The 16,349-nt window shown below is 70.0% G+C and carries 13 protein-coding genes; 10 read left to right on the top strand and 3 right to left on the bottom strand.

The features are described from left to right. The 5 genes from H5407_RS19645 to H5407_RS19625 all read left to right on the top strand — a co-directional run. The coding region (locus H5407_RS19645; protein WP_255501335.1) for a contractile injection system tape measure protein at positions 1-1,277 on the top strand (1,277 nt) is incomplete at its 5' end. Next, the gene (locus H5407_RS19640) at positions 1,261-2,604 is read left to right on the top strand and encodes an ATP-binding protein (protein ID WP_183106189.1); all 1,344 of its coding nucleotides are present in this window, start codon (positions 1,261-1,263) and stop codon (positions 2,602-2,604) included. The genes H5407_RS19645 and H5407_RS19640, both read left to right, overlap by 17 nt. After that, a complete protein-coding gene (locus H5407_RS19635; RefSeq protein ID WP_183106188.1) occupies positions 2,601-5,300 on the top strand; it encodes an Ig domain-containing protein in 2,700 nt (899 codons plus the stop codon). Before H5407_RS19640 ends, H5407_RS19635 begins: the two co-directional genes overlap by 4 nt. Then, complete coding sequence (locus tag H5407_RS19630; protein ID WP_183106187.1) at positions 5,297-5,620, top strand: hypothetical protein; 324 nt, start codon at positions 5,297-5,299, stop codon at positions 5,618-5,620. The genes H5407_RS19635 and H5407_RS19630 overlap by 4 nt, the downstream gene beginning before the upstream one ends. Positions 5,621-5,689: 69 nt before the next feature. Beyond that, complete coding sequence (locus H5407_RS19625) at positions 5,690-7,366, top strand: DUF4157 domain-containing protein (protein WP_183106186.1); 1,677 nt, start codon at positions 5,690-5,692, stop codon at positions 7,364-7,366. A 43-nt stretch (positions 7,367-7,409) separates the two neighbouring features. Here the strand turns inward: H5407_RS19625 and H5407_RS19620 are convergent, their stop codons facing one another. Beyond that, positions 7,410-8,798: a methyl-accepting chemotaxis protein gene (locus tag H5407_RS19620; RefSeq protein ID WP_183106185.1), complete on the bottom strand. Its 1,389-nt coding sequence runs from the start codon at positions 8,796-8,798 to the stop codon at positions 7,410-7,412. A gap of 237 nt (positions 8,799-9,035) precedes the next feature. Here H5407_RS19620 and H5407_RS19615 point away from each other — a divergent pair, with 237 nt between their 5' ends. The 5 genes from H5407_RS19615 to H5407_RS19595 all read left to right on the top strand — a co-directional run bounded on the left by H5407_RS19615 (position 9,036) and on the right by H5407_RS19595 (position 14,323). Then, positions 9,036-9,938, top strand: a complete 903-nt coding sequence (locus H5407_RS19615; protein ID WP_183106184.1) for a DUF2272 domain-containing protein — start codon at positions 9,036-9,038, stop codon at positions 9,936-9,938. 10 nt (positions 9,939-9,948) lie between these two features. Beyond that, on the top strand, positions 9,949-10,560 hold the full coding sequence (locus H5407_RS19610) for a hypothetical protein (protein WP_183106183.1): 612 nt from the start codon (positions 9,949-9,951) through the stop codon (positions 10,558-10,560). Continuing rightward, complete coding sequence (locus H5407_RS19605; protein WP_183106182.1) at positions 10,548-11,978, top strand: DUF4157 domain-containing protein; 1,431 nt, start codon at positions 10,548-10,550, stop codon at positions 11,976-11,978. The genes H5407_RS19610 and H5407_RS19605 overlap by 13 nt, the downstream gene beginning before the upstream one ends. A 311-nt stretch (positions 11,979-12,289) precedes the next feature. Next, on the top strand, positions 12,290-12,877 hold the full coding sequence (locus H5407_RS19600; protein WP_183106181.1) for a LysE family translocator: 588 nt from the start codon (positions 12,290-12,292) through the stop codon (positions 12,875-12,877). Between the two features lie 9 nt (positions 12,878-12,886). After that, complete coding sequence (locus H5407_RS19595) at positions 12,887-14,323, top strand: PLP-dependent aminotransferase family protein (protein WP_183106180.1); 1,437 nt, start codon at positions 12,887-12,889, stop codon at positions 14,321-14,323. A 28-nt stretch (positions 14,324-14,351) separates the two neighbouring features. On the opposite strand, the gene H5407_RS19590 is transcribed toward H5407_RS19595, so the two are convergent. Both H5407_RS19590 and H5407_RS19585 read right to left on the bottom strand, forming a co-directional pair. Continuing rightward, entirely contained in the window at positions 14,352-15,047 is a 696-nt protein-coding gene (locus H5407_RS19590) for a riboflavin synthase subunit alpha (protein ID WP_183106179.1), read from the bottom strand. Between the two features lie 64 nt (positions 15,048-15,111). Continuing rightward, positions 15,112-16,314, bottom strand: coding sequence for an ammonium transporter (locus H5407_RS19585; protein WP_183106178.1), 1,203 nt, complete (start codon positions 16,312-16,314; stop codon positions 15,112-15,114). Positions 16,315-16,349: the final 35 nt, after the last annotated feature.

The raw sequence follows: 16,349 nt of genomic DNA, 5'->3' as shown, positions 1-16,349 counted from the left end.
AGGCCCTGCAGCTGCCCCAGGCGGCGCCGGCCCTGCACTGGGCCGAATCTCTGCGCCAGACGGCCCTGCGCCTGCAGCGGCGCGCTCTGCCGGGACTGCGGCCGGGCCTGTCGCGCCTGCAGGGTCTGCTGATGGAGGCCTGCCTGGAAGCCCTGGCCCGCGGCGAGCGCCTGCCTGACAGCCATGCCGGCTGGCAGCGCTTCTGGGAGGCCGCCTGGAAGCGCTGGGAGCAACCAGAGGCCCCTCCCCAGCGCCGACCACGCCCTGCCGAAGCCACGCCCGCCGCCCCGCCCCCGGAGCCCTGGCTGCCGCCCGCGCCGCCCCGGCCCGATCGACGTGCCGCGGACGCCATGCCCTCCAGCGCCCCCCTGGACCGCGCACTGCAGGGCCTCGCCCGCCAGTGCGAGCAGGGCTGCTGGCAATGGCCACAGCGCCTACGCCTGGCTCGCCTGCTCAGCAGCGAGCAAGCCTGCGCGCGCTGGGTACGCCTGTTCGACGAGTCCCGGCGCTGGCAGATGATCCGCGCCCAATTCGGCGCCGCGACGCAGGGCCTGCAGCAGCGGGCAGGTCGCCTGCTGCGCTGGCTGGGCCAGGCCATGCAGGAGCCCGCCGCGGCACTGGCCGAGCACTGGCGCCGCCTGTGCCGCGTCTTCTTTCTGGAAGGCCGCCCCCCCGAAGCCGGCGCCTTGCGCGAGGCCTATCAGCAGCAGCGTCCACCCGCACCCGCGGCCGCGCAGCCGCTGCCCATGCCAGAGCGCGAGCCCATCTGGGTCGATGACGCCGGCCAGGTCCTGCTGGCGGCCTACGCCGAACGCCTGTTCAAGCACCTGGACCTGCTGGACCAGGGCCACTTCCGCGACGAGACCGCGCGCGCCGTGGCCGTGCAATGCCTGCAGCAGCTGTGCCACGGCAGCCAGCCACGGGAGGAGTGCCACGGCGTGCTGTCCCGCCTGCTGTGCGGCGCCAGCCCGGCCACATTGCTGCCTGTGGTGCCGCCCCTGCCGGCGGACACGCTCGCCGTGCTGGAGCAGATGCTGCAGGCCGTGATTGCGCACTGGAAGGCCCTGGGCCACACCTCGGTGGCGGGCCTGCGCGAGACCTTTCTGCAGCGCCAGGGTCGTCTGATGAAGGAGAAGCCGCGCACGGACGCCCCACCGGCCTGGCGCCTTCGGGTGGAGAAGCGCGGCCTGGACGTGCTGCTGGACCGCCTGCCCTGGGGCTTCTCGACGATACGCCTGCCGTGGATGGAAGGAGTGCTGCATGTGGAATGGCGCTGAGACCCCGCACAGCCTGGCCCTGGAGCAGGAGCTGGACTGGCTGGACCGCGTGCTGACCCTGCGCCTGGAGCAGCATTTCCAGCAGCGCAAAGAGGGCCTGGAGGCGGCCGAGCCGCCGCCCGCGCCGCCCGCCGGCAGCGAGCTGGGCCGCTGGGTGGACGAAATGCGTCTGGGCCCCGAGGAGCGCCTGCTGCTGGCCCTGGGCCTGGTGCCCCATCTGCGCCCGGCGGCCCTGGACCTGCTCTTCATGCGCAACGAGAACCTGGAACGCGGCTTCACCGAGTTCGGCGGCATCAAGGCCCAGGCCCATGGCGGCTTCCTGCCCACGGGCGAGACGGCGGCCTTCCTGATCGCAGGCGAGTCCCTGCCGCGGCGCGTGGCACTTCTGGACCTCTTCGACCCGCGCCACCCGCTGGTGCAGCGCGGCTTCCTGCAGCTGGACCTGCCACCGGCCGGCGAGCCCCGGCTCAGCGGCACCCTGCAGCTCAGCAGCGAGGCCCTGCAGCTGCTCAGCAGCGGGACAGCCGAGCGGCCCGACTACAGCCTGCAGTTCCCCGCCAAGCGCATCGAGTCGCCCCTGGACTGGAGCGACCTGGTGCTGCCGCCCGATGTGCTGGACGAGGTGGAGCAGATCTGCGCCTGGATGCAGCAGGGTCAGGTCTTGATGCAGGACTGGGGCCTGGCCCGAGCGCTCAAACCCGGCTACCGCGCCCTCTTCCACGGCCCCCCCGGTACGGGCAAGACGCTGACGGCCACGCTCATCGGCCAGCGCACCGGCGCGGACGTCTACCGCATCGACCTCTCCATGGTGGTCTCCAAGTACATCGGTGAGACGGAGAAAAACCTGGCCCGCGTCTTCGACCAGGCCGCCACGCGGCGCTGGATCCTGTTCTTCGACGAAGCGGACGCGCTGTTCGGCAAGCGAGGCGCCGTCAGCAACGCCAACGACCACCATGCCAACCAGGAGATCGCCTACCTCCTGCAGCGCGTGGAGGACTTCCCCGGCGTGGTCATCCTCGCCAGCAATCTGCGCAGCAACCTGGACGAGGCCTTCTCGCGCCGCTTTCAATCGATGATCTATTTCCCCATGCCCGATGCCGATGCCCGCCTGCGCCTGTGGCAAGGCATGCTGGCCGCGCAACACCTGGCCCCCGAGGTGGACCTGATCGGCCTGGCACAGCGCTACGAGCTGGCCGGCGGCGCCATCGCCAACGTGATCCGCCATGCAGCGCTCAGCGCCCTGCGCGATGGCCGCCAGCAGATCCGCCTGCTGGAGCTGCGCACCGGCCTGGCCAAGGAGCTGCGCAAGGAAGGGAGGACCCTATGAGCCGCCTAGCGCCTGAAGGACGCCTGCCGCCGGCCCTGCTGCGGCGCGCTGCCCGCCTGGCCCCGTTGCTGGCCCTGGCCCTGCTGCCCACAGGCCTGGCCATCTGGAGCGACGGGGCGGGCGCGGGCCCTGCACAGACACAAGCAGCGGTGCCGGCCAGCGCACCCTTCAACGCCCCTGCCAACACACCTGCCAGCGCAGCTGCCCCCGCCAGGCCTGCGCCGGCCTCTGCGGCAGCTGCCCCGGCCCCGACCGCTGCGGCCGAGGCCCGGCCCGTGAACCTCACGCCCTCCGTCTCCAGCATCCAGCTGCCGGCCTCCGCCCAGTGCAGCGCCTCGCCGCGCCCGGCCTGCGTGGACCCCGACCCGCTGAGCATGGAGCGCCGCCCCGACTACCTGCCCAATGGCACGGTGGGCGTTCGCTACTTGCGCGAGGTGCGGGCCGTCGGCGGCAAGCCGCCCTATGTCTTCAGCCTGGCCGAGGGCAGCCTTCCTGACGGCCTGAGCCTGGACCCTGCCGGCCCGCTGGGCGGCATTCCCACCAAAGCCGGGCTCTACCGCTTCCGGCTCAGCGTGGAAGACGGCGCCGGCCGCGTGGCCGGCCAGGCCTATATGCTGCGCATCCTGCCGGTTCGCAAGCCGGAGCCGGCCGCCTCCGCAGCCAGCAGCCCCGTGCCGCCGCTGAGCCAGGTCGATCGTCGCGAGCTGGGCAAGACCCAGAGCCGCGCGGCCACCGCCATCGTCTACCAGCTGCAGCCCGCCCAACTGGACGCACTGGCCACCCTCGTCAAGCCGGCCGGGGGCGCCGATGCGGGCAACCCGGCCGGCACCGAGGGCGCCGCCGCCAGCGACCCCGCGGCCAGCGCTGCGGCCCCGGACCCCACCGCCCCCACGCTGCCGCCACCCGCGGGCATGGCCTGGACCGAGGACCAGAACAAGCAGCTGCCCCTGTGGATGGAGCCGGTGATGGGCATCGAGTACCCCAGCCGCGCCCTCTTCCTGGCCGCGGTGGACGCGCTGGCCTGCGCACAGGTGCGCCAGCTGGTGACGGCAGAGGCACAGCGCCTGAAGCGGCAGGCACCCGACGCCCGGCAGCTGGCCGAGACCTGCAAAAAGGCGCTGAATTCCCCGAGCGAGGACGGCGCCCAGGCCGGCAAACCTGCCTCGGCCAAGACCGGAGCCCGGCGCCCCCTGGCTGCCGCGAGTGCCGCGAGTGCGGCGAGTGCGGCGAGTGCCGCCGCCGGCGCTCTGCCTGCGGCCGCCGAGCAGCTCTCCCTGCGCGAACTGCCGACATGGCTGCTGCCGCCGGCCCTGCGTGAGTGGCTGGCGGACGCCGCCGCACGCGAACGGCTGCTGTGGGCCGGCCCGCCGCAGTGGACCGCCACGCCGGACTGCCATTGCGCCAATGCGCGGGCCCGGCAGCTGATCTACGCCATCGCCCCCAACTGGCTGAATCCCGAGCCGCCCCAGCCCATGGACTTCAGCCTGATCCACCGCATCACGCCCTTCGCCCTGGCGCTGGATCAAGACCTGAGCCTCCCCTCGCTGGCGGCGGACCAGGTCGCCTACATCGACACCGCCCGCCGCTACGACACCCGCATCGACTTCGGCATCTACCGCCGCGACTGGCGCTTCCTGGCCACCGAGCCCGCCCAGGCACGCGAGGCCCTGCTGGCACGGCTCAGCACCCAGGTTCCGCGCCATGCCCGGGACCTGCTGGACACCCCGCTCAAAGGCTGGAAGGCCAGGGCCCGGTCCTGGCTACCCGGCTTTGCCGAGGTGCAGTACGCGGGCGATGGCCTGACGGTCTACTTCGACCAACTGCCCGACCGCAGCAAGGACCCTGTGCTGGCCGACCGCTTCGCGGCCTTCTACCCGCGCTTCATCCAGGGCCTGGGCGAAGCGCTGGCCGAGAACCCCAGTCGCCGCTATGCCATCAACCTCATGCTCAGCGATCGGATGATGGCCGAGGCCGGCCCCTTCGCGGTGGACAAGCTCTTCGATTTGCTCAAGGCCGTCGAGAAGCCGGACATGCTCAACGGCCGCATCGTCGAGACCAACGCTGACTACAAGCGCAACACCAACGTGCAGCTGCGCTTCCTGGTCCTGCTGTCGGAGCCCAGCACGGACAGCAAGAAGCAGCTGCGCAGCACCATCGAGGCCAGCCCCGCGCTCAAGGGCGGGGACCGGCGCATCTTTCTGCGCAGCGTCGTGCCGCTGCTGGTGCTGCCGCAGATGGACACGCAGCAGTACCAGGACGACCTGGTCTATGTGCAGGACAACTTCGACGGCATCGGCTTCTGGCCCTCGCCCCTGGCCAACAGCCTGATCCAGCCCGAGCAGCGCGAAATGCTGCGCAGGGTCTTCGTGGGTGATCCGGGCCTGGGCATCAGCGATGCCGTCTGCGGCTTCGTCTGCCCCAACCGCTGGCTGCTGCGCCTGCTCTTCGACCTGCTGATCCTGGCCGGACTGCTGACCTGGGTCGCCTTCCAGTGGAACTGCGAATGGCGGGCGAAGTACGGGAAGCTGGCCTTCCTGGCGGGCATCCCGCCGGTGATCCTGGGCGCTGCCCTGCTTGAGTGCGACCCAGCGCTGGCCGGCATACGCAACAGCAACGCGCAGCTGCTGGCCCTCATTGCGATTCCTGTCATCGCGGCGCTGGTGGCGCTGCTCAAGAGAAAGGTGGAGAAGCCATGAAGTCGAACGAGAAAACCCTGGCGCCAGTGGCGCCCGTCCAGCGCCAGGCGGCCGCTCATGCGGGCGCGAACGGGGCGTCCGACTCGCCTCGCCAGCAGGCGCAGAGCGCGCAGATCGCGCAGCTGAACCCCCGCAAGGCCAAGGGCCACTCGCTGGGGCCCTCACACTCGAAGACAGGCCCCACCGGCAAGACCACCTCGCACAAGCCGGGCAAGGGCCGCACGGAGAACCCGCGCATCAGCGCCGCCAAGAACAACAAGCGCCGGCGCCAGATGGAGGCCAATGTGGGCAACTCCATCGCCAAGAGCCAGGCCAAATGAGGTGGCGGCCCAGCGCGCTGCTCATGACGGAACACCGCACCCATCGAAGTACTTGAGGAGGTTCTGACCATGTCGTCCAAGCCCACCCATGCCCAAAGGCCCACGGGCGCCGAGCCTGCGCGCAGCGCGGCCGCACCATCCCATGAAGGTCCTGCGCGAGTTGACACCAGCCCCGTCTCGGCATGGCGGGAGACTCCTCGTCAGCAGCAGCAAGGTGCGCGGATGGCGCAGCTCCGGTCGGCACCGGCGGCCGGGCCCCCCGCCCGCGGCGGCTTGCCCGAGGGACTGCAAAGGGGCATCGAAACGCTGTCGGGCATGGACATGTCGGGGGTGCGCGTGCATCGAAACTCTGCCAAGCCCGCGGCCCTGCAAGCCCACGCCTATGCGCAAGGGCAGGACATCCACCTCGGGCCGGGCCAGGAGAAGCATCTGCCACACGAGGCCTGGCACGTGGTGCAGCAGGCGCAGGGGCGGGTGAAGCCCACGCGGCAGATGAAACGCGGCGTGGCCGTCAATGACGATGCCGGACTGGAACGCGAGGCCGACCTGATGGGGATCCGGGCGATGCAGCTGGCCGGCCAGCGGGCAACGCACGAATCGGGCGGACCAGGAGCGCCGAGCCACCAGGCCGAGCGGCCCGAGCTCAGCAGCCGGCGCCCTGCCCCGCTGGGCAAGGCGCTGGATCAAGGCGTCAGCCAGCGTGTCGTCTACGGCTCAGAGGCCGCGCTTTGGGCTGCCGCGGCACCGTCCACCACGCTGCATGCGATCAGAGCCGTCATCAACGGCAATAGCGCGCTCCAGGATGCCTATGAGGACTCCCTCGCGAACCTCGCGCGGATGAACTTCGTGGACAGCCCCGGCACACAACCAATCGCAAGCTTCGGCGCCAATCCCGACGGCACCTACAACATCACGTTCGGCCAGCAGGACACGCAGACGGGGCGATTCGCAGAGGTGGATTCGTTCGTCAGTGCCATCATCCACGAGATGGGCCATGTCAACTCCGGCCTTCAGTACCAGACCAACGTGCCCGAAGGCGAGGGGCTGCACAACGCCAACATGCATCTCCCTGCCGCACTCGGCCCCGTGTTCGAGGGGACCCAGGTGGCGATCAATCAGGTCACCGACCCCGTCAGCGGCAGCAACGCTCAAATAGACGTCATGGACAACAACTGGCAGGTACTGACGCAGCTCAGGACCACCGACCATGGCTTCACGGCGGACGAGCGCGCGCTGCTGGACAGCCGCGAGCAGTACGCCAGAGGCGTCGCACCTGCCTCGCACTACGACACTGTGCTGGTCGATATCCTCTATCTGCTGCAGCATCGCGGCTTGACCGAGACCCACTACTACCTGCAGGCGACCGCGATGCTGCAGGAAGCAAATGTGCGCAGACGCAACGGGCACGGCGTGGTGCAGCCCGTGGCCTTGCAGCCAGCCCCCGTCAACGACTTCCTGACGCTCTACAACACGGTTCGCAGCAAGCTGCTCGAGGCGCGCTGGAGCAACGAAGGTGAAGCGTTCATCGGCAAGAAGATACCCAATGGCGTCAGCAAGATGCGCACGCTGCTGGACCCTAGCGCGAAGCGGGAGAGCCTGGATGCCCTTCGCGCGGAAGCACTGCGCCGCGTCGCCACCCCGGACAAGCGGCGATCGCCCGCGACCACGGCGCTCTACAACGAATTCAGCCAGCTTGACATCCGGGCCAACTTCGCCGCCCTGATCGGCAACATCCAGGCAATCTAGCCTCACCCCTGTAGTCAAGACCTGGCCCCATCACGCACGCCGCCTATCGGACCCTGAACACCCCCACCTGCAGCACCAGCTCGTCCGCCTGCCCCTGCAGGCTGCTGGCCGCCGCGGCCATCTGCTCCACCAGGGCCGCGTTCTGCTGCGTGGCCTGGTCCATGTGATGCACGGCTTCGCCCACCTGGGTCACGCCGTTGGCCTGCTCGCCGCTGGCGGAAGAGATCTCGGCCACGATGTCACTGACGCGCTGGATGGCGCCCACCACCTCGCCCATGGTGCCGCCGGCCTGATCGACCAGGGCCGTGCCCTTCTCTACGCGCTCCATGCTGGCGCCGATCAGGGCCTTGATTTCGCGCGCGGCCTCGGCACTGCGCTGTGCCAGGTTGCGCACCTCGCCCGCCACCACCGCGAAGCCGCGGCCCTGCTCGCCCGCACGGGCTGCTTCCACCGCGGCGTTCAGGGCGAGGATGTTGGTCTGGAAGGCGATGCCGTCGATCACGCCGATGATGTCCCCGATCTTGCGTGAGGCCTCGTGGATGCCGCGCATGGTGTCCACCACCTGGCCCACCACGACGCCGCCGTCGCGGGCCACGTCCGAGGCCTGCTGCGCCAGCTGCTTGGCCTGGTGGGCGTTGTCGGCGTTGTGCCGCACGGTGGAGCCCAGCTCCTCCATGCTGGACGCGGTCTCCTCCAGCGAGGCGGCCTGCTGCTCGGTACGGGCCGAGAGGTCATGATTGCCCGAGGCGATCTCCTTGGACGCATTGGCCACCGACTCCGCCCCGCTGCGCACCTGAGCGACCAGGGTGGCCAGCTTGGCCTGCATGCGTTCCAGCGCGTCCAGCAGCGCGCCGACCTCGTCCTGTGCATGGCTGCCCACGGCGCCGGTGAGGTCCCCGTCGGCAATGCGCCCGGCCAGGGCAGAGGCCTTCTGCAGCGGCGCCATGATGGCGGCCAGCAGGCGCAGGGCCACGATCACGCCAAGGACGATGCCAATGGCCAGCGCGCTCCAGTTCAGCGCCACCGCGCGGTTCAGGGCGGCCTGGAGCTGGCCGCTGTCGGCGATCTGCAGCTGCACCAGGCCACCGGCAAGCTGGCCCACCGCCGCCTGATGCGCCTCCGGCCCGCCCGCCTGGGAGGACAGCGCGGCGTCCAGCAGCTGCCGCTCCTCGCGAGCCTCGACCAGGCCCTTGAGCTTGCCCACCGGCTCGGCGTCCAGTGCGGGAAGTGTGGACTTGGTCGCCACCGCCAGCTTCACCTGCGTCTCCCAGGCCTGGGCCAGGGACAGGCGGAAGGCGCGCGAGTCCAGCCGGCTGTTGTAGAACTGAATCTGACCCAGCTGATACTGCCCCACGAGGGCCACCAGGGCCAGCAGGGCCAGCATGACGCCGAATCCCAGCGTCAGTCGCTTCTTGAGCGTCCACTGCATCATGTGCTCCTGCCCCGTCCCTAACCGGGGGCGGCAACCAGACTACCAAGTCCGGCACCAGGCGCAAGACCTGGCCCGGCCTCGCGTTGCCGGGCCGCGTCAGGCACGGCGCGGGCCGGGATCTTTTCGGTCCATTTCGGTATTACTCCCAGGTGGAATCCGCTTTTGACTGATAGGCCTCAAGCGCGCTCGCGGGCCACACTGCGGCTCCCGCTGCCATCGCCTCAAGCGGAGTCCTTCATGCCTGCTCTCGCCCCGCGATCCTCCTTTCGTGACGCCCTGGCCTCGCGGCCAGCCCGGCTGAGCGCCTTCTTGCTGCTGGCCATCCTGCAGGGCTGCGCCAGCGTATCGGCGCCGCCCGCGATCCCGCAGCGGGTGGAGCCCCCCCCTCTGCCCGACGTGGAGTCCATCGAGCGCAGCGAAGGCGAGGGCCTGGGCGGACACCCCGTGGCCATCCCGGACTGGAGCGCGCGCATCACCCAGTTGGCCCTACAGGAGTGGGCCCTGTGGGGCCAGGTGCGCTGGAAGCTGCGCAGCGACGAGCTGGAGCGCCCGCGCGGCCAAGCCAGCCCCACAGAGGCCGAGCCCGCCTTCACCAGCCGGGTGTTGCACTACTGGTTCGCCATCGGTCAGGCGGAGGGGCTGCAGCGCCTGATCTACCCGGACGGCTCCCTGCTGCCCTGGTCTGCCGCCTTCATCTCCTACCTGGCCAAGACCGCAGGCCTCAGCGCCCAGCAGTTCCCGCCCAGCGCCGCGCACTGGAGCTATATCCGCGCCAGCTTGGAGCAGCCCCGGCGCAGCAGCTTCGAGCTGCTGGATGCCGCCACGGCCGGCCCGCGGGTGGGCGACCTGATCTGCGCCCCGCGCGAGGCGGCCATCCAGCGCTTCGACAACTTCGCCCAGCTGCAACGCCTGACGCGCCAGGAGCGCGAGCGCCTGTGGCCCTTCCACTGCGATCTGGTCGTGGAGGTGCAGGCTGACCGCGCCGGCGCCATCGGCGGCAATGTGCACGAGCGGGTGGTCTGGACCGAGGCGGCCCTGGATGCCCAGGGCCGCCTTCTGCCCCAGGCCGAGCGCCCCTGGCTGCTGCTGCTGAGGCGGGCCGAGCCCACCGGCAGCGGCCTGGCCCGCGCCCGCCCCTGAGGACGACCTCATGGACGACGACACATCGGCAACGCTGGCCAGCGGCCGCCTGGGCACCGCGCTGCTGCGCTGGCGCAGCCTTGTTGGCATCGCCTCGGGCATCAGCGTGATCGTGGGTGCGGCGATCTCGGTGGGGCAGTTTCGCGAGTTCGTGGACAACTCGGTGAAGGGCGACATGTCCCGCCGCCTGGCGGCGCTCTCGCATGTGAAGGAGTTCTTCGCGGAGGACGCCAAGATGGCGCGGCGCGCCCACCGCTTCCTCAGCACGAACTGGCTGCAGATCCGCCCCCGCATCCAGGAGAAGATCCGCGAGGCCGGCAGCGGCGAGGCCTTCTACCTTTCAGACGAGATGGCCGATTTCGCCGCCGTTCACTACCACTACGAGCAGCTGGGGGCGCTGGTGAAACTGGGCTATATCGAGTTCCCGCTGGTCTACGAGATCATCGCCTTCCCCGATGAATACATGGACACCGTCGCCCCGTTGCGAAAGGCCCTGGCTGCGCATTGGAAAGGCCCGGGCCGGCCGCTCGATGACCTGGGGTCCAACATCCAGTGGCTGCGCGCCTGCTATGAGTTCAGCCGGCGGCTGCCGCATGGGAAGGAGCCGGGATGTCCCGAGTGAAGCCCATGCGGCCACCGTCCCAATCACGCGCCCCGGGACAGGCGAGCCGCTCCGCGTCGCGGCTGCCCGCCGCTGGCGCCGGCGCCGTGGCGCCAGCGGCGGGCGTCAGCCTGGCGAAGGCACCGCGCCAGCAGGCGCAGCAGCAGCGCATCGCTCAGCTCCGAGCCCTGGCGCCGTCGGCGCCAAGTCAGGCTGCCAACGGTCTGCCAGAGCCGCTGCGCGCCGGCATCGAGTCCCTCTCCGGGCTCGACCTGTCGGGCGTCCGCGTGCACCGCAACTCCAGCAAGCCGGCCGCCCTGCAAGCCCATGCCTATGCACAAGGGCAGGACATCCACCTGGGCCCGGGCCAGGAACAGCACCTGCCGCACGAGGCCTGGCATGTGGTCCAGCAGGCGCAGGGGCGGGTGAAACCGACGGTGCAGATGAAGCAAGGGGTTGCGCTCAACACCGACGCGGCACTGGAGCGCGAGGCCGACCAGATGGGGGCGCGGGCAGCGGGGAGGCCAGGCGAATCCAGGGCCGCTCAGCAAGCCGGGGCAGCGGCGGTGGCGGCGAACCCGGCCGCAGCGGCCATGCAGTCAAAAGAGGCCCAGCTGCGGAGCAAGGCGGCGGTCACGCTCGGGCAGGACCCCATTGCGTCCGATGCGCCGCCCATCCAGGCCTTCGGGTTCGCTGCGGTGCACCTCCTGGACGAGGGAGGCCCCTATATCGCCAACATCACCTTCCACGAGCGCGTGCCTACCAGTGCGAGCAAAGGAAAGGGGGACCACACCGTCGCAGAAACGCTGATCACGAACTCGATCAAGTCGCTGATCGGGACGACTGTCGAGGGCTTCCTCGAAGGTCTGTACCGGCTCGTCACGGACAACCTGCAGGGTCATGAGTCTGCCCAGCATACGCAAGCCGTGGAAGAGCAGCGGGCCACCACCACCGTGGACGGCTTGCTGCTGGCCATCAGCGAAGGCGTCAGGGACGTCTCGGCTTTCGAGCTGGCCGGCAGGCTCTCGGACCTGTTGAGCATGTACTGGCGTCTGCTGGAAAAGCGTGAGGCCACGGCCTTCGATCGATCCGAGGGGAAGACTACCGGCGGCACTGGAGGTGTTGGCGAGGAAAAGGCGAGAAAGCTGCTGCTGGAGCTGGACGGGCGCCTCGCCAGCATCGAGCCCAGTACCTGGTGGGCCTTGCACATGGAAGTGGACGCCACCGCCGAGGTTGTCGTGGGTTGCATGGACATCGTGGTGGCCGAGTTCACGCCAGACCAGATCCTCTACCTCTGCCACCGTGGAGCCAGGCACGCGGCCACGGCGGTCGGCGTGTCCAACACCGACTGGATCAACAAGGTGGCTGTCAAGGCCTACGCCCGCCTGACGGGCCAGGCACTGGGCCCGCGCCGGGCGCCGGAAAACCCCTTCCTGTGAGCCCGGCCCGGGCTGCCTCGAGAGTCAGCGCGGCGCCGCCAAGCTGCAGGTCTGCCCTCCACACTGCTTGTACCTGTTCGGGCGCGGTGACGCGCTAAAGTCCTCGCCCCCTGGCCCTGCCTCGCCGGCAGCATCGCCGCGGCTGGTGCAGGCCGCATGGTCGATGCATGGATTCCCATCCACGGCCTGACCCCGGGCATCTGTAGCCCTGCCAGTCATGACACAGCGTTGCGGCAGCGAGCGATGTCTGTATCTTGGATCGCTTGCGCTGCGCCCCTAGCCTCGGGGCTGCTTCTCAAGCCTCACGCACCATGTCCGACCTCCTCCCTCTGATGAGCTACTGCCTGCTCATGTCCGGCACGCCCGGTCCCAACAACGTCATGCTCACCACCTCCGGCGCCAATTTTGGCTACCGGGCCACGCTGCCGCAGATCCTGGGCATCCTGCTGGGCGGCTTCGTGCTGACGATGGCCTGCTGCCTGGGCCTGGGCCAGCTCTTTCTGGCCTGGCCGCTGGCCCAGAACCTACTGCGCATGGGTGGCGCCCTGTACCTGCTGTTCCTGGCCTGGAAGCTCGGGGGCGCCAGCATCGCGCAAGCCCAGCCACTGCCCCGGCCGCTGGGCTTCGCGCATGGCGCCCTGTTCCAGTTCATCAACCCCAAGAACTGGCTCAAGGCGGTGACCCTGGCCTCGGTCTTCATGCCCGCCGGCCTCCCGCCTCTGCAAGCGGCCCTGGTGGTAGCCGTGGTGAGCGTCCTGATGGGGTTCCCGGCGATCTCGCTGTGGGCGCTGTTCGGCGTGGCCATCCGGCGCCTGCTGGAACGCCCGGCGGTGCAGCGGGGCTTCAACCTCTTCATGGCCGGCGCGCTGGCCGTGCTGGCCCTGAGCTTTCTCCGCTAAGCTTCGCTAGTGATCCCGCTCGACCGCCAATCCGCCCAGCCCCTGGCCGACCAGATCGAGACCGGCCTGGCCGGCCTGATCGAACGCCGCCAGCTGCCGCCCGGCGCCCGCCTGCCCTCCATCCGCGCCCTGGCCACCCAACTGGCCGTGAGCCCCAACACCGTGGTGCTGGCCTACGACCGTCTGGCGTCCGCAGGCCGCATCGAATCGCGAGGCACGGCGGGCTATTTCGTCTGCGAGACGCCAGCCCTGGAGCGCGACGAGTCCTGGCTGGAAGCCGGCGACGCGCTGGAGGGTGTCTGGCTCGCCCAGCAGGCCAATGACCAGCGCCCCGGCGTACTGCTGGCCAGCAGCGGCGCCCTGCCGCCGTCCTGGCTGGAGGACGCCATCCCCGCCGCCGCCGTGCAGCGTGGCCTGGCGCGCAGCAGTGCGGGCATGGCCTCGCGCTGCCCGCCCCAGGGCCTGCCCGAGCTGCGCGAGCGCATCGCCCTGCTGCTGCGTGGCCAGGGCCTGCCGGTGGACGCCGGACGGCTGATGACCTGCTATGGCGGCACCCATGCCATCGACCTCATCTGCCGCAGCTTCCTGCGCGCAGGCGACACGGTGCTGGTCGAGGACCCGGGCTACTTCCTGATGTTCGACCGGCTGCGCCAGCAGGGCGTGCAGCCCATCGCGATCCGCCGGCGGCCGGATGGCCTGGACCTGGCGCAGCTGGAAGCCGCCTGCCGCGAGCACCGCCCTCGTCTGCTCTTCCTGCAGCCGGCCCTGCACAGCCCCACCGGCTGGAGCAGCAGCCCGGCCAACCTGCATCGCCTGCTCGTTCTGGCGCGGCAGCACGGCCTGCTGATCGCCGAGGACGACGTCCACGGGCATTTCCACCCCGGCCAGCCCAGCCGGATGGCGGCGCTGGCGGGCCTGGAGGGCGTCATCTACTACTCCAGCTTCTGCAAGGTGCTGAGCCCGGCCCTGCGCATGGGCTACATCGCCGCCGAGCCCGCACTGCTCAAGCCGCTGCTGCGGGCCAAGATCTGCTCGGTGCTCAGCAGTGCTGCGCTGAACGAATACGTGCTGCTGGAAGCGCTGATGGCCGGCCGCCTGCGCAAGCACCTGGACCGCCTGCAGCGCCGACTCCAGCAGGCGCGCCTGCAGTGCAGCCGGCTGCTGGAGCAGGCCGGCCTGCAGCTGGACCACCCCGCCGAGGGCGGCCTCTTCCTGTGGGCCTCGGTGCCCGAAGACGTGGACGTGGACGAGCTGGTGCAGGACGCCTGGCGCAACAAGATCCTGCTGGTGCCGGGCGCCACTTTCTCGGCGATCAAGACGCCGGATCCGCACATCCGCTTCAACGTGGCCTTCAGCCAGCAGGCGCGGCTGGGCGACTACCTGCGCAGCCGGCTCGGCGCCCTCAGCGGCGCGAAGGGCGTGCTGCAGCGCGTGGCGCAGCGATGACGCCCCCCCTGGTGCAGCGCGCGAGGCCTCAGCCCAGCAGCTCAGGCAAGACCTGACCCTTCTCCGCCAGCCACTGCTCCAGATGGGGCAGCAGTGGGCCCAGGCGTTCATCCACGGCAGCTCGCACCGTGTCCACCAGGACCTGGGTCTGGCGCTCGATCTCGATGTGCAGCGGCGCACCCACGCCCTTCTCGCCGAAAGTGGTCATGCGCAGGGTCTCCGGGATGAGCCAGACCTCGAACCAGCCCGAGCCGTCGCGCTCGCGCCCGGCCTCGGCCACGGTGAGGCTGGCGCCGTTCACCGCGATATAGCCCTTGGCGAAGATGTAGCGCATCCAGGGTGCAGGCACGCCGATGCGGATCACGTGGTTGTTTTCGGGCTGGCGGATGGCCTGCACCGTGGCCATGAAGTCCACGTGGCCGGAGAGCGGATGGCCGCCGATCTCGGCGCCGTCCTTCGCAGCCCGTTCTACGTTGATGCGGCTGCCCAGCTGCAGCGCGCCCAGCGTGGTGAGGTTCAGGCTCTGCTGCATGACGTCGAAGTCCGCGCGATCGCCTTCGTGCAGGGCGACCACCGTGAGGCAGACGCCGTCCGAAGCCACGCTGGCCCCGATCTCCAGGCCCTGGCAGAAACCGGGCGGGAACTGCAGGGTGAAGCTGCGCAGACCGGGTCGGTCGCTGAGCGCGGCCACCTGGGCCACGCCTTGAACAATGCCTGTGAACATGGCGGACGCTCGAAACGGCAGCACCGCCCGCGGGCGGTGCTTGGGGGTCAAAGAGGTTCTCAGCTTACCAGCTGACCTCGCGGTCCGGCGTGGCGCCGATCTTGTGGATGGAGAGGTCGGCGCCCTCGAACTCCTCCTCCTGGCTCAAGCGCAGGCCCACGAAGCGCTTGAGCAGGCCGTAGACCACGAAGCCGCCGGCCAGGGCCCAGGCCACGCCCATCAGCGTACCCAGCAGCTGGGACCAGAAGCTCACGCCGCCGATGCCGCCGCCCACCTGCGTGCCGAAGATGCCGCAAGCGATGCCACCCCAAGCGCCGCACAGGCCGTGCAGGGGCCAGACGCCCAGCACGTCGTCGATCTTCCAGCGGTTCTGGGTGAGGGTGAACATCTTCACGAAGATGAAGCCGGCCACGCCGCCTGTGATCAGGGCGCCGTGCGGGTGCATGACGTCCGAGCCCGCGCACACGGCCACCAGGCCGGCCAGGGGGCCGTTGTAGGCGAAGCCGGGGTCGTTGCGACCCATCAGTACGGCCACCAGGGTGCCGCCCACCATGGCCATCAGGGAGTTGACGGCGACGAGGCCGGAGATCTTGTCCAGGGTCTGCGCGCTCATCACGTTGAAGCCGAACCAGCCCACGGCCAGCACCCAGGCGCCCAGGGCCAGGAAGGGAATGCTGGAGGGCGGATGGGCGCTGATGGCGCCGTCCTTGCGATAGCGGTTCATCCGCGGGCCCAGCAGCAACACCGCGGCCAGGCCGATCCAACCGCCCACCGCGTGCACGACGACCGAGCCGGCGAAGTCATGGAACTCCGCCCCGAACTGAGCCTTCAGCCAGGCCTGGATGCCCAGCGCCTGGTTCCAGGCCACGCCCTCGAAGGCAGGATAGATGAGGCCCACGATGACCGCCGTGGCCATCAGCTGCGGGCCGAAGCGGGCACGCTCGGCGATGCCGCCCGAGATGATGGCGGGGATGGCCGCCGCGAAGGTCAGCAGGAAGAAGAACTTGACCAGCTCGTAGCCGTTCTTCGCGGCCAGGGCCTCGGCCCCGGTGAAGAAGTGCACTCCGTAGGCCACCGTGTAGCCCAGCAGGAAGTAGGCGACGGTGGACACCGCGAAGTCCACCAGGATCTTGACCAGGGCATTGACCTGGTTCTTCTTGCGCACCGTGCCCAGTTCAAGGAAGGCGAAGCCGGCGTGCATGGCCAGCACCATGATGGCGCCGAGCAGGATGAAGAGCGCGTCGGCGCTTTGCTTGATGGACTCCATGGGCTTCCTTGGGGCGTTTCTGGGCGTTGCGTGAG

The sequence above is a fragment of the Mitsuaria sp. WAJ17 genome, assembly GCF_014174515.1.
Taxonomy (GTDB): Bacteria; Pseudomonadota; Gammaproteobacteria; order Burkholderiales; family Burkholderiaceae_C; genus Roseateles_B.
This window is presented reverse-complemented; position numbering and strand designations above follow the sequence as displayed.